The organism is Marinitoga sp. 1197, assembly GCF_001021165.1.
Lineage (GTDB): Bacteria > Thermotogota > Thermotogae > Petrotogales > Petrotogaceae > Marinitoga.
In genome coordinates, this window is sequence record NZ_AZAY01000015.1 from 59,411 (window position 1) to 77,507 (window position 18,097).

Below are 18,097 nucleotides of genomic sequence, written 5' to 3' on the forward strand. Positions count from 1 at the left end.
AAAAAATGAAATTAGGTGATGTAATTAAAAGTGCAGATTTTAAAAATGAAAAACATGTACCTGTAATAGATGCTCCAGAAAAAGTTAAAGCTGATGAATTATTTAAAATTGAAATTCAAGTTGGAAAGGATATACCACACCCTAACACAGTAGAGCATCATATATCCTGGATAGATTTATATATTCATTATGAAAATGACCCAAATACAGTTCATTTAGGAAGATTTGAGTTTGGTCCATCAGTAACAGAACCACATGTATTAACTTATGTAAAATTATCAAAAAAAGGAACATTAATAGCTCATTCGTATTGTAATATACATGGGCTTTGGGAATCAGAAAAAGTAATTGATGTTGAATAAAGGAATAGCCGTCTGGCTATTCCTTTTTAATATTTTTGTAATAAACATTTGTTATAATAATCACATATAAAGTGAATAATTTCTCCTGAGATGAAGGGAGTAATCCTAACATCAAGGGAGGGGAAATAATACGGGATAATAATATTCCCCTTCCTTTGATGTTATATAAGGAAGGGGGATTTTTTATGGAAAATAAAATTAGTACAGTATCTATAATAGTGTATAACAGGGAGTTGGCTTACCAAAAAGCAAGTGATATTTTACACAATTATGGAGAAAAAATACTTTTAAGAGTAGGATATCCAATGAGAGAGAAAGATGTAGCGATAATATTTTTGGTTGTTGAAATGACGACCGACGAATTAGGAGCATTATCCGGGAAAATTGGGCAGATAGAATCTGTTAAAGTAAAAACAACAACATTAAAGATATGAGGTGATAGTATGTTTTATATTAAAGATAAAGATAGTTTGAAATCATTTATTCCTCAGGAAACAATATCTGAATTATTGGAGAAAACTAAAAATCCTGATCCAGCAAAAGTAAGAGAAATCATTCAAAAGTCATTAAATAAAAATAGGCTTGAACCAGAAGAAATGGCAACATTACTTAATGTAGAAAATAAAGATTTATTGGAAGAAGTATTTGAAGGCGCGCGAGAATTAAAAAGGAGAATATATGGTAATAGAATAGTTTTATTTGCTCCATTATATATAGGTAATGAATGTATAAACAATTGTCAATATTGTGGATTTAGAATTACCAATAAACATATTGAAAGAAGGAGTCTGTCTTTAGATGAAGTTGTTGAAGAGGTAAAAGCGCTGGAAACCAAAGGACATAAACGTTTGATAGTGGTTTTTGGGGAACATCCTAAATATGATGCTAAATTTATGACAGAAACAATAAAAACTATTTATGAAACAAAAGTAGGTAAGGGTGAAATTAGAAGAGTAAATGTAAATGCAGCACCTCAGACAGTTGGAGATTATAAATTATTTAAAGAAGTAGGGATTGGTACATTTCAAATATTTCAGGAAACGTATCATTATGAAACATATAAAAAATATCATTTAAGTGGTCCAAAATCTAATTTTCACTGGAGATTGTATGGTTTGGATAGAGCGTTTGAGGCAGGACTTGATGATGTAGGAATTGGTGCGTTATTTGGGTTATATGATTGGAAATTTGAAGCTATGGGATTATTATATCATACAATTCATTTTGAAGAAAGATTTAATGTTGGTCCGCATACTATATCTTTTCCTCGTATGGAACCAGCATTAGATACGCCTCTTGCTGAAAGGCCTCCATATACAGTTTCAGATGATGATTTTAAAAAATTAGTAGCAATATTAAGATTGGCGGTACCTTATACAGGGTTGATTTTAACAGCACGCGAACCGGTAAAAATACGAAATGAAGTAATGAAATTTGGAGTTTCTCAAATTGATGGTGGATCTTCAATTGGTGTTGGGAGTTATCATGAAAGTGATGATGAAAAATTAAAAAGAAGTCAATTTTTATTAGGAGATAATAGAACATTAGATCAAATTATTGAGGAATTAGCTGAAGAAGGTTATTTGCCATCTTTTTGTACAGGATGTTATAGACTTGGAAGAACAGGAGAACATTTTATGGAATTTGCTATTCCAGGTTTTGTGAAAAGATTTTGTACTCCAAATGCAATATTAACATTTTTAGAATATATAGAAGATTATGCACCTGAAAAAACAAAAATAATAGGTATTAGAAGAATAGAAGAAGAAATAAAAAATATGAAAAATAATCCATTGAAAGAACAATTACTTGAAAAAATAGAAAAGGTTAAAAATGGAGAAAGAGATTTATATTTTTAAGATTTATATTTTTAGGTGGTGATTATAATATCAAAGAGAGTTGAAAGAGTATATGAAAAATTAACTAATATAAGATTAGAGATGCCTGATGAAATAAAAAATATTATAGATTATTTTTTAGAAAATCAAACGTTAGATTATGAAAGGATATTATGGATATTATCTTTAAAAGATGAAAGTCAAAGAGAAAAAATTTTTAAAATATCAGATATTGTTAACAAAGGATTAAATACAGATATAATAACTTTGAAAGGAGTAATAGAATTTAGCAATTACTGTAAAAAAAGTTGTTATTATTGTGGAATAAGAGCGCAAAATAAGCAGGTAAAAAGGTATAGAATCCCTTCAGAAGAAATATTTGAAATAGCAAGAAATGGAGTGAACATGGGGTTGACCACTATAATATTACAATCTGGGGAAGATGATTATTATAGTGATGAAGAGTTAGAGAATTTGATTTATAAAATACACCATGAATTAAAAACAGCGGTTTCTATATCTATAGGAGAAAGAAGCAAAAAAGCTTATGAAAGGTTTAGAAAAGCAGGAGCTTCAAAGGTTTTATTAAAACATGAAACGATTAATAAGAACCTATTTGAAAATATACATCCAGATAAAGATTATAATAAAAGAATAGAATTGTTGGATTATCTTGTAAAATTAGGATATATTACCGGGTCTGGGAATATTATAGGTCTTGTTGGTCAGACGATTGAAGATATAGCAAAGGATATAATATTCATGAAAAACCATAATATAAAAATGATAGGTATAGGTCCTTTTATCGCAACACATAATACACCACTTGAAGAATATAAAAATGGTTCTGCAGAATTAACTTTAAATGCATATGCAGCAACGAGATTAGCAATACCATATGCTCAGATGCCAGCAACAACAGCTTTGGGAACAATAGATAGAAAATATCAATTTAAAGCGCTTAATTGTGGCTGTAATGTTATTATGGTTAATTTAACACCTGATAAATATAGAGAAAATTATAATATATACGATGAAAAGATAAAAGTTGATTTATTAGATACTGCCAGACAAATTGTTAATATGGGATTAAGAATTCCACCATATACATTAAGAAAATTACCATTATTAAATAGTTAATAAGGAGGAAAGCTATGGCTTCGGCAATAAAAGGATATAGAAAATATATAGCAATTACCGGTAAAAGAAATGTTGGAAAATCAACGTTAATAAATGCAATATTAAATCAAGAGGTTGCAATTACAAGCGATATGCCAGGCACAACGACAGATCCAGTTTATAGAAGTATGGAACTTGCACCTTTAGGACCGGTAACATTGGTTGATACTCCGGGTATTGATGATACTGGAATAGTTGGTGAAAAAAGAGTAAAAAAAGCAAGTAAAGCTTTGTATAAAGCAGATATAGCATTATTGGTTGTAACTGATAATATTTCTGAATATGAAAAAATGCTGATAGATAATTTCAAAAAACTTGATATTCCTTTTTTAGTGGTTATAAACAAAATAGATGAAATAAAAAATATTGATATTATTAAGAAATCATATTTAAAATATACAAAAGAAATTATTGAAATTTCGGCAAAAGAGAAAAAGAATATAGAAAGATTAAAAGAAAAAATAGCTATGATTTTACCGCCTTTAGAAGAAGTCCCGTTAATAGCCGATTTAATTGAACCAGGGCAGTTAATAGTATTAGTAGTACCTATAGATTTAGGGGCACCAAAAGGAAGATTAATAATGCCTCAGGTAACAGCAATAAGAGAAATATTAGATAGAGAAGCAATTGTAATAGTTACAAAAGAAAGAGAGTTAAGATATACAATAGAGAAATTGAATCAAAAACCAGATCTTGTAGTGACAGATTCACAAAGTGTAATGAAAGTTGTTTCTGATATAGACATAGATATTCCCTTAACAACATTTTCAATTTTAGAAGCCAGACATAAAGGTGATCTGGCAATTTTATCTGAAGGTGTAAAAGCAATTGAAAATTTAAAAGAAAATGATAAAATTATTATTATGGAAGGATGTTCTCATAGACCTTTAACAGAGGATATTGGAAGAGTAAAAATACCAAGATGGCTTACCAACCATCTGGGTATAAATTTAAATATAGAATTTTTTGCTGGCACAGAATTTCCAGATTATGAAATTGTTAGAGATGCAAAACTAATAATACATTGTGGAGGATGTACACTTACCAGAAAAAGTATGTTAAGGAGAATAAATATAGCAAAGATGTATGAAATTCCAATAGTAAATTACGGGGTAATAATATCTTATTTACACGGTGTATTAAATAGAGCACTTGACATTTTTCCAGAATTAAAAAAAGTATAAGGAGTGGATTATGAGAGTAGAAAAAGATTTTATTGGAGAAGTTCTGATTCCTGAAAATGTTTATTATGGAATACATACACATAGGGCTTTAAAGAATTTTCCTAAAACAGGTGAAATTTTTAGTGAAAGTTTCATTTGGGCAATGTTTATGGTTAAGAAATCAGCGGCTATACTTAATTATGAATTAGGATATTTAGATAAGGAGATATCAGAGGCAATAGTTAAAAGTTGTGAAGAATGGCCGGAATTAAAAAAAGAGATAATTGTAGATCCTTTAAGTGGAGGAGCAGGAACGTCTATAAATATGAATATAAATGAAGTAATTGCAAATAGAGCTACAGAAATTTTAGGAGGGCAAAAATCAGAATATATAGTTAACCCCTTGGATCATGTGAATATGCATCAATCAACAAATGATGTTTTTCCAACTGCAGGAAAAATAGCAATTATAAAGGATTTAAGAGAATTAATTGAAAAAATAATTAAACTTCAGGATAAGATTCAAGAAAAAGAAAAGGATTTTATAAAGATAAGAAAAATAGGAAGAACACAGCTAATGGATGCGGTCCCTATTTTATTGGGGCAGGAATTTGGGGCCTGGGCTGACGCATTAAGTAGAGATAGATGGAGATTATATAAAGTAGAAGAAAGAATAAGAAGCGTTAATATTGGAGGAACAGCCATAGGTACGGGTATATCTGCACCAAAAGATTATATTTTGAAAATTACAAACAAATTGAGGGAAATTACAAAAATAGGAATAGCAAAAGCAGAAAATCTTATAGATACTACTCAAAATTTAGATGTTTTTTCAGAAATTAGTGGCTTATTAAAATCTTTAGCTGTGAATTTAATAAAAATATCCAATGATATTAGATTGTTAGGTTCAAATGCAATAAATGAGATAATATTACCAAAAATTCAAGCAGGAAGTTCAATTATGCCAGGAAAAGTAAATCCTGTAATTCCAGAATATGTGGTTCAATTATCAATGAGTGTAATTTCTTTTGATAACTTAATAACAACTGCGTCCAGTTTGGGGAATTTAGAATTAAACCATCTTACACCATTGATAATTCATTACACATTAAAATCAATAAAATTTTTAAAAAATGCAGTTATATCTTTAAAAAATTATATAAAATTAATAGAACCGGATGAATCAAAATGTAAAGAAAACCTTGCAAAATCATTTACTTTAATAACACCGTTAATAGACGTTTTTGGATATGATGAAGTTTCAATAATGCTTAAGAAAAATGATTATGATTTTGAAAAAACCGTAAGAGAACTATCGGAAAAACACAATATGGATTATACAGAAATAATGAAAAAATTAAAATCACATAAAGCAGCAGGGTTAGGATATAATTTTTGATGTTCCTTATTATAACATAAAAAGATAAGTAAAATTATTATTTATGAAATAAAAGAAATAGTAATTTAAAGAAGTATTTATATAATTTATTGAGAAAAGAAAGGGAGGTTTTAAGATGCAGGTGTCTTTAGATCAACTTATAAATGTTATTATGGCAAAATTAGAAGGTTTAGAAATGTCTTTAGAGGATTTAAAATTCAGAACTAATATAGCATTAAGAGTGTTATATAAAAATGAATTATTAACAGAAGAAAATCTGGTGGATGCTATTAAAGATGAATTTAAAGCCCATACAGAATTAGAAGGGAAAAGCTTAGAATTGCCTGAAGAAAAGGCAAAAGAAATGTCTAAGGATATATTAAATTGGATAAAAATCGATTTAGAAGAAATGAAGAAAAAAATGAAGGAATATGAAGAACAATTGAAACAAATGCTTCAACAGGCGGAAGGCCCGGATATTAGTATAGCTTCTCCGGATTTATTAAATCAATTGGAACAAATGAAAAAAAATAACAAAGGGAACAATGGTGGATTAATATTTTAATAAAAAAGCCCGTAATGGGCTTTTTTATTTTATATATGGATTTCCCGTATGTTTTGGATTAAATTTATATTGATTTAAAACAAAATCATTAACATCAATAATAGCAACAATTCCTTTTGAAGAAGCGAAATATAAGAAACCTTTATTATCCATCGATAGAGTTGCACCATATCCCAGGTTAAAACTTTTCTCCACAACACCTGTTGTTTTATTTATAAATAAAATATCCTGATCTAATGTATTTAAGATAATATATTTTTCAGTCAAAACTCCAGTTCCAGGGACATATCCTATTTTTTTCTTCCATAAAATATTTCCATTTTTCAAAGCATATAAATATGTATCTTTTGATGCGACATAAACTATTTTATTTTTTTCATCTATGAGAGGAAATGAATAAGGAATATTGTCTAATTCATATGAATATAGTAATTTGCCATTTTTGTCTAAAACAGTAAAGTTTTTATCAGGGCCACAAATATAAATATTATTCATACTATCAATATTAAAATAATCTGTTTTCCCATTTAAATTTATATAAAATACAATATTTAAATTGCTATCAAACTTATATAAATTTCCACCAATATCCAGATCAATAATATATCCTTCGTAATCAATCAAAGGACTTCTTTTTGATGTAATAACGTTATATGAATATAATATATTTTCATCGTTAATTAATAATAATTTCTCAGACCATAAATGCAACAAATAATCTTTTTCATTAAAAATAGTAACTCCAGAATATGGATTATCAACTTTTAGATATTTTATTTTGTTAGTTTCTTTATCGATAATGCTTAAATTATTTCTGAATTCGGATATAAATATTTTATTATCATAAATTACAGGAAAATCATAAGAATAAGAATTTAAATTATATGTATGATGTATTCCGTGGGATATATCAAATTCATACAGTTTTTTTGAATATCCAATTGCGTAAAAATATTCTTCATCAATAGAAACTCCGCTATAAAAAACATCATTTATAACAAATAAATTTATTATAGAATTGGATATAAAGTTAATTTTCGGGTTTTCAATAACGATATTATCCAGAAAAATTTTATTATCATAAATTTTGTAGTTATTTAAAAAATAATTATTTCCATTTATATTGAGTCTGTATTTTTTTTCAGAAGAAATTTTCAATGGAATATATGAATAATCTTTTAAAAATAATATTTTTTCTTTTGGAATATTTATATTGAAATTATATATAGAAAAATCAAATAAGGAATCTTTTATAGATACCGAGTTATAAAAGAAATAGTCTCCATTTGTTAAATATACAATATTTTTATTAATACTTGAAATATCTGGTCTGAAAGATGATTTTATAGTATTTATAGGTAAAGAAAAGATACCATATCTTGTTTTTATAGTCCATAATTTATTCGAAATAATTTTTACAGGCGTAAAATAAAACCTTCCAAAATCAGTAGCTATTATACTGGAAATAATTCTTCTTTTTGTGACTATTATTTTTAGATCATTCTTATGTATATAAAAAAACTTATCATCGTTTTTGAAAATAAAGATATTATTTTCTATCTGAAGCAAATAACCTTTGAATGTATAATTATTGTTTAATGAAAAAAACATCATTTCTTTTTCATCATCAGAAAATTCAAAAGTTTTTATTTCGGAAATAGGTAATTTAGTTACCTTATTATTTACCTTTAAAAAAAATTGTGAATTGTTTATTGAAAGTAACTTTCCTTCTATAATATTGCCCGATATAGGAATGATTCTTACGGCATATAAAAGCAATGAGTTAAATAAAATTAATATTAAAAGTAACTTTTTATTCATAAACACCACCCTTTTATTAATATATCACCCGATTAATTAATATTATATCATAAAATTATATGAATAAAAAAGGGAAGTGAATAATTTATATATATTATTCTTGTTGGAAAATATATTTTTCAATATGGATTTAAAAAATTAACATAAAAATTGAAAAAACTTGACAAAAAAAATAAAATATATTAAAATAATAAATGGGTATAAAAAAACGGGGTAAACACCCCGTCGTTTTGGTGGGCTCGGGTGGATTCGAACCACCGACCTCCCGGTTATGAGCCGGAAGCTCTCACCAACTGAGCTACGAGCCCAATTAACTTAAGCGATTAGATTATAACATCTAATTTTATTTTTGTCAAGTGTTTTTTTTGAAGGGAGTGATAAAAAAATGAAAACATTAGATGTTGAAAGTAAAGAAAACTTTAATAAACTTGATCCAGTTAAAATAACATTAAATAAATATCCAAGACTTCTTGTTTTAAAAGCTGCTTTTGAAACACTAAAAGAAGGTAATAAAGTAACTCTAATAGAATTAGAAAAGAAAATAGTTTTTTTCTTATCGTATAATATTAAAAATAAAAAAAGGCCGAATTAGAGGCCTTTTTTATTTTTTAAACTTTTAAGTTTTGTGTAAGCAGAGGTAGTTCTTCGAAATAAATATTAAGTATATATATTGTATTTTAAAAAAAATATGGTAAAATACCTGTGTCAATAAAAATTAAGGAGGAATAAAAATGAACTTTGAAAAGTATATTAGAGATATACCGGATTTTCCAAAGCCGGGTATAATATTTAAAGATATAACACCTCTACTCGCTAATCCTGCTGCATTCAGAGAAGTAATAGATGAAATGGCAAGAAAAGTGGAAAAATTAGATTTTGACACAATTTTAGTTCCAGAAGCGAGGGGCTTTTTATTTGGATCAGCTCTTGCCTACAAGTTAGGGAAAAAATTGGTTCCTATAAGGAAGCCAGGAAAATTGCCATATGATATAGTTGAAGTTTCTTATTCACTTGAATATGGTGAAGCGAAAATTCAGATGCATAAAGATGCATTATCAAAAGGTGAAAAAGTATTGGTTGTAGATGATGTTTTGGCGACAGGTGGTACAATTCAGGCTATAGAAACATTGGTAAAAAAATTAGAAGCAGAAGTTTCAGGTGTTTTATGTTTAATTGAATTGAGTTTTTTAAATCCAAGAGAAAAATTATCAAATTTAAGAGTTGAAAGTATATTAACTTATTAATATCATTTCAGTTATGGGAGGGGTAATATGAAAGGAATAAAATTTGATTTTACTAATATGTTTTTTCCCAATATAGATAAAGGAATCAAATATGAAGAAATAAATGAATATAAAGAAAAAATAGAGAAAATAATCTCAGAAATTCTTGATGAAAAGCCTGGTTTTATAAATTTACTTGAAAACACAAAATATTTAGATAAAATACTTGATATTCAGGAATGGATTCAGTCATTTGAAAGTTTTGTAGTTTTAGGGATAGGTGGATCTGCTCTTGGTAATATTGCTTTGCAAACCACATTAAACCCATTAAATTATAATTATATGGAAAATAAAAAAACTCCCAAAATATTTATTGTTGATAATGTTGATCCTGATTTTGTTGCATCTATTTTAGATCAGATTAACCCACATAAGACATTATTTAATGTTATTTCAAAATCCGGAACAACTGCAGAGGCAATGTCTAATTATTTAATTGCAAGAGGGATAATTGAGAGCTATGGGTTAGATCCGAAAAAACATATAATATTTACTACAGATCCTGAGAATGGTATTTTGAGAAAAATTGCAAAAGAAGAGGGAATCGAAACATTAGAAATTCCACAAGAAGTAGGTGGAAGATTCAGTGTTTTAACTCCTGTGGGATTATTATCTGCTTTAGCAGGAGGAATAGATATAATAGATTTAATAAATGGTGCCAAGGCAATGTTTGAAAAAGTATCTAATAAAAATATTTATGAAAATCCAGCAGCATTAAATGCATTATTACATTTTCTTTATTATAAAAAGGGGTATAATATTTCGGTAATGATGCCATATTCAAACAAATTGTTATTATTAGCAGATTGGTATAGACAATTGTGGGCTGAAAGCTTAGGAAAAAAATATAATATTAATGGAGAAGTAGTGAACGTAGGTCAAACTCCTGTTAAAGCTTTGGGCGCAACTGATCAACACTCTCAAGTACAATTATATAATGAAGGTCCTGATGATAAAGTGGTTACATTTATAAAGTTAGAAAAGTTTGAAAGAGATATAAAAATACCCAAAATACATGAAGAATTTTCAACTCTTTCATATCTAGGTGGAAAAACATTATCCGAATTATTAAACACAGAATTATTTGGTACAGAATATGCATTAACAGAACACGGAAAGCCAAATATGAAAGTTGTTTTTCCGGAAATAAACGCATTTAATGTAGGACAGTTTTTCTTTGTTTATGAGTTTCAGACAGCTATAATGGGAAAATTACTCGAAATAAATGCCTATGATCAACCTGGAGTTGAACTTGGTAAAAAAGTTACATATGCCTTGATGGGTAGAGAAGGTTATGAGAATTTTGCAAATGAAGTAAAAGAAAAATTTGAAAAAAAGGAAAAGTTTATATTATGAAAATTATTGGCATAACAGGTTATGCTGGTAGTGGAAAAAGTACGGTAGCCAGGATTCTTCGGGATCTTGGCTATATTGTTCTCGATTTGGATAAAATTGGACATGAAGTTCTTAAAGATAACGAAGTAAAAGAAAAGTTAAAGAAGAATTTTGGAGAAAATATATTCGAAAATGGTGAGATAGATAGAAAAAAACTGGCAAAAAAAGTTTTTGAAGATAAAAATAAATTAAAAATACTAAACTCGATTACCCATCCGAAAATAAAGGTACAAGTAGAAGAAATAATTAAAAATTTAAACGCAAAGAAAATATTTATAGATGGAGCATTGATAAAAGAAATAGGACTGGATAAAATATGCAATTATATAATATTTGTTGAGTCGTCAGAAAAAAATAGGTTGGAAAGATTAACAAAGTTAAGGGGAATATCTGTTGAAAAAGCTAAAAATATAATGTTAGCTCAGAAAGATATAAAATATAAATATGACTTTAAAATAATTAATAATAATGGATTAGATGTAATTAAAAAGGAATTATTAAAAATACTTGAAAAAATTTAATTTGATTTTGTTATGTTTCATGTAGTATAATATCATGTTCATCAAATCTATTCAGGAGGTGTTATAGGTGAAAAAATTGCTTTTGGTAGCCTTATTGTTGTTTGTTATGATTTTTTCTTTTGGTGAAAAAATTAAAGTTGAATTCTGGCATGCTATGGGTGGGGGACATGGTAAAACGTTAGAGGAATTAGTTGCAGCATTTAATAGAGAAAATCCGTATGTTGAGGTCGTTCCAGTTTATGTGGGTAATTACGGTGCATTATCAAGGAAATTATTGAGTACAGTTGTTGCATATAATGAAGGAACAAGAGATAATTTGCCAGTTATAGCCCAGGCATATTCAAACTGGACATCAAAATACCTTCAAAGTGAAGGAATAGTTGAACCATTAAATAAGTTTATATATGGGGATTCAGAATTTAAACAAGTATGGGAAAATCAGATATACAAAGTATTTAAAGATATTTCAGTATGGGGAGATACCATTTATTCAATTCCATTTAATAAAAGTGTATATACAGCATATTATAACGTAGATTTGTTTGATTTATATGGTGTAGAACCACCAAAAACATTGGACGAGTTATATGAAGTAGCAAAACAATTAACAGAAGATGTTGATGGCGATGGTCAGATAGATCAATACGGATTAGGATATAGAACTACTGTAGATGATTTTCAAACATTTTTGTATGCAATGAATGGAAAAGTATTAGATTATGCAGGTAATGGAAAATGGAAAATCGTTTTGGATAAAAATTTAACAATCAAAACATTAAACTTCATGAAAAAATTAAAAACAGACGAGGTTGCATTTGTGCAAGGAGGATATTTAAATGATCCATTTGGAAATGGACAGATAGCAATGTATATGGGGACAATAGCAGGAAAACCATATGTAGAAAAATCAATAAAAGGGAAATATGAATGGACATGGGCATCATTACCTTCTGTTGATGGAGTACCTCATTCACCAATAGCAGGAACAGATTTGATAATGTTTGCATGGGCATCAAAAGCTCAAAAACAGGCAGCATGGATGTTTATGAAATTTTTATTAGATAAAGTTAATCAGGCATATTGGGCAGTAAATACAGGATATGTACCTGTTAGAAAAGATGTTGTTGAGACACCACAATGGAAGTCATATGTGGCAAATGATGAAAAACCTGTAATAGCATTGAATTCATTGAAAACAGCTGTTCCGGATCCAAAACCTGCAGCATGGTATGATATTAGAAAATCATTAGGTACTATTACAAGTGACTTCTTATATGACAAGATTACTGCTGAAGATGCATATAATAGGATGATTGAGGAAATTAAAAATTTGTTGGTCGAAAATGAAGAATTAGCAGAATAAAAAAAGGCGCGAAAGCGCCTTTTTTTATTATCAACTGTAAAAAGAACTAATAAAACTTTTTGGACACCCTTTTTAAAATTTTAGAGAATATTTAGAAACTGTTTTGTTGCAAAAAATTAACTACATTAATATATCAGGTGATTTGACAATGATATAAAATGATGATATAATTTGTTTATAAAATGATAAAAAGGAGGTTAATTTTTATGGCAAGAAGGCCAAATCCAACATTAAGAGCAAAAAGAAAAGAAAATTTAATGGATTCTATAATTAAAATAATAACGGAAGAATCAATAGCTGAAGCAACTACCAGACATATTTCTGAGATGTCTAATTTAACGATAGCTTCTTTACACTATTATTTCGGATCCAAAGATGGTGCATTAGTTGCTACAGGTGAAAGTATTTTAGAAGATTGGATAAATGAATTTTTTAAAAAAAGAACTATGACTGCTGAAGAAAAAATTAGAAGAATATATACTCCACCAAAATATATGATAGCCTTTTCTCAAATATTGACTTATCCATATAGGCAAAAAAAAGTTTCAAGAAAAGCGAGATTGCTTGATATGAATTTTACCAATACAATAAAAGAATTTTTAAAGATGCATGAAATAGGTTTGGAAAATATAGAAAATACAACGGAATTAATCAAAACATTTTTAATAGGTTTAAGTTTTAAAATTATTGTTAATCCTAATATTTTAGATTCTGAATTGGAAAATTTAAAGAATTTCTTCAATAAGAAAGAGGAGTTGCCAGATATAAAAGGATTTAAATGAGGAATGGTAATTCCTCTTTTTTTATTTTTTTATAAAATATAGAATTGCGATTATATTTAGGTTTAAATATTTGTAATCAAATGTTATTGAGTTCTTTTGAATTTTATAATTTCACCTTTTTATTATAAAATATAATACTATATATATTTGAGTTATAATAAAGAAGGTGGGAATGTGTTTTTTTATTTATTACCGGCAGTATTTTTTGGATGGTCATTGGGTGCAAATGATGCAGCTAATATTTTTGGTACAGCGGTATCAAATAGAATTGTAAAATATAGAACAGCTACTATTATTTCTGCAATTTTTATATTAATTGGAGCTGTATTAGGAGGAGCCAAGGGAATAGAAACAATTAGTAATGTTACAGCACAGAGCCTGATTTCTGGATCAATTTCAGTATTGTCAGCAGCAATTACAATGACAGTAATGACGTATTTTGGAGTTCCTGTTTCATCTTCTCAGGCGATAGTTGGTTCAATTATGGCAGTTGGATTAATAGAAGGTGGAGTAAATTGGTCAATAATTTTGAAACTGGTTTTGGCATGGGTTGGGACACCAATTGGAGGTATGATTTTTGGATTTATTTCCTATAAAATTCTATCAATTCCTTTTAATAAAATAAAGTCTATATATATGAAAGAAAGAGTTGTTCAAATTGCTACACTTATTATTGGAGCGTATGGGTCATATTCTCTTGGTGCAAATAATGTTGCAAATATTACGGGTGTGTTTGCCAGTTCAATAGGTGTTAGTACGGCAGCGTTGGTTGGGGGGCTTGCAATATCTTTTGGAGTATTAACATATAGTTATAAAGTTATGATGACAGTTGGCCGTCAAATAATAGAACTTGATTATTTTTCTGCGGCAATTGCTGTGCTTGGTGAATCAATAACAGTATGGATATATGCATTGCTGGGTATCCCGGTTTCTACATCACAGGCTATAGTTGGTGCAGTAATCGGTGCTGGATATGCAAGAGGCTCAAGATTAACAAATAAAAAGATATTACTCAAAATATTAAGTGCATGGGTTAATACACCTATTTCGGCAGGAATAATTACAGCGATTATATACTTTGTGTTTAGAGGAGTTTTTAAAATAAGTATTTAACAGGAGGTGCCAATATGGGACTATTTTTTGGTAAAAAAGAGAAAAAAATTATAGAATTATTTGATCAACATCTTGAAGCTGTTGATAATACTATCGAAAAATTAGAGGATTTGATAATTAATTTAGATAAAGGAACAGAAAAAATAAAAGAATTAGCGGATGAGGTTAGGAATGCAGAAACAGAAGCAGATAAAATTAGAAGGCAGGCAGAATTAGAAATGTATTCAGGAGCTTTTTTGCCTAATTTCAGAGGGGATTTGCTTGGTACTGTTGAATCTATGGATAGGATTGCAAATAAAGCAGAAAGTGTTGCTGATGAAATAGAGCTTCAAAATTTATCAGTTCCAGATGAAATATTACCAGATCTGGTTGAACTCATAAAAAAATCTCAGGTAACATATAAAGCAGTAAAAGAAGCAGCTAAAGAAATGTTTGAAAATTTTGAAAAGGCTAATGAAATGATATTAAAAACAGAAAATTATGAACATGAAACAGATATTATTGAAAGAGATATTATTAGAAAGATCTTTTCTTTAAATATATCACTTGCAAAAAAAATACAGTTAAAAAAGCTTGTTCATAGGATTGCTGACATTTCCGATACGTCTGAAGATGTTTCTGATAGAATTCAAATAATTATATATAAAAGAAAAGTGTAAAAGGTGCGTTGTTAGCGCACCTTTATTTATTTTAATAAAAAATATTCATCAAAAGTTATTGGATTTCAATAATAGTATGATATTCAAAAGAAGTATTTTCAGACCAATTATAAATAACCAGTTCAATTAAATACATTCCAGATGACTCGAAAAAACTGGAAGGTATGGTATATGAAAGATCATCAATTGAAAAATAAGGAGTTTCATCATTATAATCATCAGCAACTCTCATTCTATTTTCCCAGTCAACCATATGTGTTGTTTCATCAATTTTTGCTATGTTAATTTCTGCACCTTCATAAGGTAAAATTAAATTATTATTCCATTGAAGCATAATATTTTCTCCAGAAGTATATGTTCTAAAATTATAAGGAGAAGTTATTTCTAAAGAATTTTCTGAATATAGTTTTCCTAAATATAAGACTTTTGAATCAACTATTTCGTTATTATAATTATAAACTTTTATTGTGTAATTGGTATCTTCGTATGAATTTAAAGTTATAACCTCAAAAATTTCTTCATTGAAATAATAATTATCTCTTTCATAATATAAATCAGTTATATATTCATCATTTTTATATACTTCAACTTTTTGAACACTTTCTGGATTAGATATATTCACATCAAACCTTAAAGCTAATTCTGGAGTCGGATTACCAAATTCATCTGGTCGTATTCTTGTAATTCCTTCCATTTCACAATTTATTATTTGAGGTATTTGCATATGTTGATTAAAATCAATAGTAGATATTATTAATGGATTTTCAATTCCACTCATTAATCCATTAAAATAAGGATCCGGAAAGTCAATAATAATCTTTTCAATTTCTTTAGAATCAATAGTTCCTTCAAGAGTGATATCTGGTAAATATATACTTAAATCTTCAAAATCTTCTGGATTTTCGAAAAATACAGCGGGATATATCATAATTGGTCCGAAAATATGGACTGGAACATTAATATCGCTAATAAACAAATTTAAAATATTAGATATGTATATTTGCCATATGCTAAATGTTTCTAAAGGTCCTGAAGTTATCTCATGTTCCTGTGGAAGATAATCTATAATCGAATCTTCTAATACCATTTTTACAATATCCTTTTGAGAGAATATAGAGTTTTGTATTGAAGCAACTCTTGTTTCGAAAAAATCATCTCGAGGTTTTAACATTTCACCAAAAATGTTATTTTCCATTTCAGATGCAGTTATGGTGTAATCGTTTGCCAAAGTTAAAAATAATTCATCTAAAGAAGCCTCAGGAGAATCACTTTGCAGAATGGAGGTTATAGTGGCAGATGTATTATTTAAATCGTATAGAAAAAAGGCATTTCCACGTACATAGATATTATTGAATACAAAAGCCATCATTGAAATCAAACCTTCATCAACTATTAGATAATCATTTTCATCAAAAGTAAGAGAGTAATCAGAAAGATCTTCATAATTCATTTTTTTCGTCAAAAACTCCCAGTCAAATATAGCATCTCCTGGTGTGTTTTTATCTATGCATATAAATTCAATATTATCTATATCATCAAGTTTTAATAATATATCAGTATAAAGGCCAAAAGATCCCTTTTGTGGTTCTTGTCCACAATAAGTTACAGTAGCAGCTATATGTAATTCTGTATTATTATCTATAATTCCATCACCATTCCAATCAAAATCATTTATTTCCCATTTTATATTTTCATCAAGATAATCATTTATGGAAAGTTTTTGAGAAAATACTCCAAGGTCTTCTATTATGTTAATTAATGATTCTTCTAAATTTTCAGGAATATTTATTAAATTTAAAATGAAATTCTGAAAATTATTATTTGTAATGGCATGCATTAATGATTCAATATATTCCTTGTGATTAAAAAATATATCGTTAATATTCTGTATTTCATCAGGAAGACTTTTTAGAACAGTTAAAATATCATTATAAGCAGGTGTAGAGATTGAAGTTATATCTGTATTGTTATTTAGTACAATTGTTCCAGAAGGACTTTCGAGAATACTATAACCATAGTTTGCTGTAAATATTGAAAAATCAATAATATTTACTTGCTGGTCCTCTAATTTATAGTCGTAAACATATTTCCAATTACCTTTATTAACTATATTTAAAGCTGGACCTATATCAAATCTTGAGAATTCATCAGGTACATCTTCATTGCATGAATTCATTCCATAATAATAAACAAATGATGAAAAATCTGTTAGATCCACTTTTCCGCTCAGGTTAAAATCACCTAACAATCCGCCCCATTTCCAGTTATAAGGATCAAAATTATTATATTGTTTGGTTAAAGTATTTCTTGAAAAATAATCAATTTTTTCGATATTAAAATTATTTGTTTTAATGGTTAAAAGTACATCACCAGTGTTTACGGAATTTATAGTTGAAATTGCTACTAACAATTTATCTTCTTTTTCTTTTACAATATTCATAAACATTGAAGGAATTTCAATTTCATCTGGAGAAACATTCGTTATTAAAAATTCGAAAGAATCTGCTGTCACCTTTGAGGTGACAACAGCAACTTTATCATTAAAATTTATATCTATAATTCTTGAAATATTCAAATTACTGTTTTCATTTATAACTTTATTGTCTTGAATACAGGCTGATAATAACAGTGAAATAATCAGTATTATAAAAAACAAATATAAGAATTTTTTCATT

The 18,097-nt window shown here is 27.9% G+C and carries 17 protein-coding genes and 1 tRNA gene; 15 read left to right on the forward strand and 3 right to left on the reverse strand.

What is annotated here, in order from left to right; translation table 11 throughout:
• Positions 1–5: 5 nt before the first annotated feature.
• From X275_RS04645 to X275_RS04675, 7 genes are all read left to right on the forward strand, one after another.
• Positions 6–362: a class II SORL domain-containing protein gene (locus tag X275_RS04645; protein ID WP_047267759.1), complete on the forward strand. Its 357-nt coding sequence runs from the start codon at positions 6–8 to the stop codon at positions 360–362.
• 185 nt (positions 363–547) lie between these two features.
• Positions 548–796: a TM1266 family iron-only hydrogenase system putative regulator gene (locus X275_RS04650; RefSeq protein ID WP_047267760.1), complete on the forward strand. Its 249-nt coding sequence runs from the start codon at positions 548–550 to the stop codon at positions 794–796.
• 9 nt (positions 797–805) lie between these two features.
• Positions 806–2,221, forward strand: coding sequence for a [FeFe] hydrogenase H-cluster radical SAM maturase HydG (gene hydG / locus X275_RS04655; RefSeq protein WP_047267761.1), 1,416 nt, complete (start codon positions 806–808; stop codon positions 2,219–2,221).
• 18 nt (positions 2,222–2,239) lie between these two features.
• A complete protein-coding gene (gene hydE, locus X275_RS04660; RefSeq protein ID WP_047267788.1) occupies positions 2,240–3,340 on the forward strand; it encodes a [FeFe] hydrogenase H-cluster radical SAM maturase HydE in 1,101 nt (366 codons plus the stop codon).
• A 14-nt stretch (positions 3,341–3,354) separates the two neighbouring features.
• Complete coding sequence (gene hydF, locus X275_RS04665; RefSeq protein WP_047267762.1) at positions 3,355–4,563, forward strand: [FeFe] hydrogenase H-cluster maturation GTPase HydF; 1,209 nt, start codon at positions 3,355–3,357, stop codon at positions 4,561–4,563.
• A gap of 10 nt (positions 4,564–4,573) precedes the next feature.
• Complete coding sequence (locus X275_RS04670; protein WP_047265590.1) at positions 4,574–5,941, forward strand: aspartate ammonia-lyase; 1,368 nt, start codon at positions 4,574–4,576, stop codon at positions 5,939–5,941.
• Positions 5,942–6,056: 115 nt separating this feature from the next.
• Positions 6,057–6,485, forward strand: coding sequence for a hypothetical protein (locus X275_RS04675; RefSeq protein WP_047265588.1), 429 nt, complete (start codon positions 6,057–6,059; stop codon positions 6,483–6,485).
• A gap of 24 nt (positions 6,486–6,509) precedes the next feature.
• On the opposite strand, the gene X275_RS04680 is transcribed toward X275_RS04675, so the two are convergent.
• Together X275_RS04680 and X275_RS04685 are read right to left on the reverse strand one after the other, a co-directional pair.
• Positions 6,510–8,306 (reverse strand): PQQ-binding-like beta-propeller repeat protein, encoded by a 1,797-nt coding sequence (locus X275_RS04680; RefSeq protein ID WP_047267763.1) that lies wholly within the window; start codon positions 8,304–8,306, stop codon positions 6,510–6,512.
• A 231-nt stretch (positions 8,307–8,537) separates the two neighbouring features.
• Positions 8,538–8,614: transfer RNA gene (locus tag X275_RS04685), tRNA-Ile, on the reverse strand.
• Positions 8,615–8,691: 77 nt separating this feature from the next.
• On the opposite strand from X275_RS04685, the gene X275_RS04690 reads away from it, so the two are divergent.
• The 8 genes from X275_RS04690 (at position 8,692) to X275_RS04725 (ending at position 15,422) form a co-directional block, all read left to right on the forward strand.
• On the forward strand, positions 8,692–8,898 hold the full coding sequence (locus X275_RS04690) for a hypothetical protein (protein WP_047267764.1): 207 nt from the start codon (positions 8,692–8,694) through the stop codon (positions 8,896–8,898).
• 139 nt (positions 8,899–9,037) lie between these two features.
• Positions 9,038–9,550, forward strand: coding sequence for an adenine phosphoribosyltransferase (locus tag X275_RS04695; RefSeq protein ID WP_047267765.1), 513 nt, complete (start codon positions 9,038–9,040; stop codon positions 9,548–9,550).
• A gap of 27 nt (positions 9,551–9,577) precedes the next feature.
• Complete coding sequence (locus X275_RS04700) at positions 9,578–10,945, forward strand: glucose-6-phosphate isomerase (protein WP_047267766.1); 1,368 nt, start codon at positions 9,578–9,580, stop codon at positions 10,943–10,945.
• The gene (coaE, locus tag X275_RS04705) at positions 10,942–11,505 is read left to right on the forward strand and encodes a dephospho-CoA kinase (protein ID WP_047267767.1); all 564 of its coding nucleotides are present in this window, start codon (positions 10,942–10,944) and stop codon (positions 11,503–11,505) included. The genes X275_RS04700 and coaE overlap by 4 nt, the downstream gene beginning before the upstream one ends.
• A 67-nt stretch (positions 11,506–11,572) precedes the next feature.
• Positions 11,573–12,868, forward strand: coding sequence for an extracellular solute-binding protein (locus tag X275_RS04710; RefSeq protein ID WP_047267768.1), 1,296 nt, complete (start codon positions 11,573–11,575; stop codon positions 12,866–12,868).
• A gap of 206 nt (positions 12,869–13,074) precedes the next feature.
• The gene (locus X275_RS04715; protein WP_047267769.1) at positions 13,075–13,650 is read left to right on the forward strand and encodes a TetR/AcrR family transcriptional regulator; all 576 of its coding nucleotides are present in this window, start codon (positions 13,075–13,077) and stop codon (positions 13,648–13,650) included.
• A 174-nt stretch (positions 13,651–13,824) separates the two neighbouring features.
• Positions 13,825–14,763: an inorganic phosphate transporter gene (locus X275_RS04720; RefSeq protein WP_047267770.1), complete on the forward strand. Its 939-nt coding sequence runs from the start codon at positions 13,825–13,827 to the stop codon at positions 14,761–14,763.
• A 14-nt stretch (positions 14,764–14,777) separates the two neighbouring features.
• On the forward strand, positions 14,778–15,422 hold the full coding sequence (locus tag X275_RS04725) for a TIGR00153 family protein (protein ID WP_047267771.1): 645 nt from the start codon (positions 14,778–14,780) through the stop codon (positions 15,420–15,422).
• A 55-nt stretch (positions 15,423–15,477) separates the two neighbouring features.
• Here the strand turns inward: X275_RS04725 and X275_RS04730 are convergent, their stop codons facing one another.
• Complete coding sequence (locus X275_RS04730; protein WP_047267772.1) at positions 15,478–18,096, reverse strand: hypothetical protein; 2,619 nt, start codon at positions 18,094–18,096, stop codon at positions 15,478–15,480.
• Between the last annotated feature and the right edge of the window lies 1 nt (position 18,097).

Bases quoted from the DNA above. Each gene is read 5' to 3' on its own strand.
- hydF (WP_047267762.1), top strand. From the start codon at position 3,355: ATGGCTTCGGCAATAAAAGGATATAGAAAATATATAGCAATTACCGGT.
- X275_RS04690 (WP_047267764.1), top strand. From the start codon at position 8,692: ATGAAAACATTAGATGTTGAAAGTAAAGAAAACTTTAATAAACTTGAT.
- hydG (WP_047267761.1), top strand. From the start codon at position 806: ATGTTTTATATTAAAGATAAAGATAGTTTGAAATCATTTATTCCTCAG.
- X275_RS04700 (WP_047267766.1), top strand. From the start codon at position 9,578: ATGAAAGGAATAAAATTTGATTTTACTAATATGTTTTTTCCCAATATA.
- X275_RS04645 (WP_047267759.1), top strand. From the start codon at position 6: ATGAAATTAGGTGATGTAATTAAAAGTGCAGATTTTAAAAATGAAAAA.
- X275_RS04715 (WP_047267769.1), top strand. From the start codon at position 13,075: ATGGCAAGAAGGCCAAATCCAACATTAAGAGCAAAAAGAAAAGAAAAT.
- X275_RS04650 (WP_047267760.1), top strand. From the start codon at position 548: ATGGAAAATAAAATTAGTACAGTATCTATAATAGTGTATAACAGGGAG.
- coaE (WP_047267767.1), top strand. From the start codon at position 10,942: ATGAAAATTATTGGCATAACAGGTTATGCTGGTAGTGGAAAAAGTACG.
- X275_RS04680 (WP_047267763.1), bottom strand. From the start codon at position 8,306: ATGAATAAAAAGTTACTTTTAATATTAATTTTATTTAACTCATTGCTT.
- X275_RS04725 (WP_047267771.1), top strand. From the start codon at position 14,778: ATGGGACTATTTTTTGGTAAAAAAGAGAAAAAAATTATAGAATTATTT.
- X275_RS04675 (WP_047265588.1), top strand. From the start codon at position 6,057: ATGCAGGTGTCTTTAGATCAACTTATAAATGTTATTATGGCAAAATTA.
- X275_RS04695 (WP_047267765.1), top strand. From the start codon at position 9,038: ATGAACTTTGAAAAGTATATTAGAGATATACCGGATTTTCCAAAGCCG.
- X275_RS04730 (WP_047267772.1), bottom strand. From the start codon at position 18,096: ATGAAAAAATTCTTATATTTGTTTTTTATAATACTGATTATTTCACTG.
- X275_RS04670 (WP_047265590.1), top strand. From the start codon at position 4,574: ATGAGAGTAGAAAAAGATTTTATTGGAGAAGTTCTGATTCCTGAAAAT.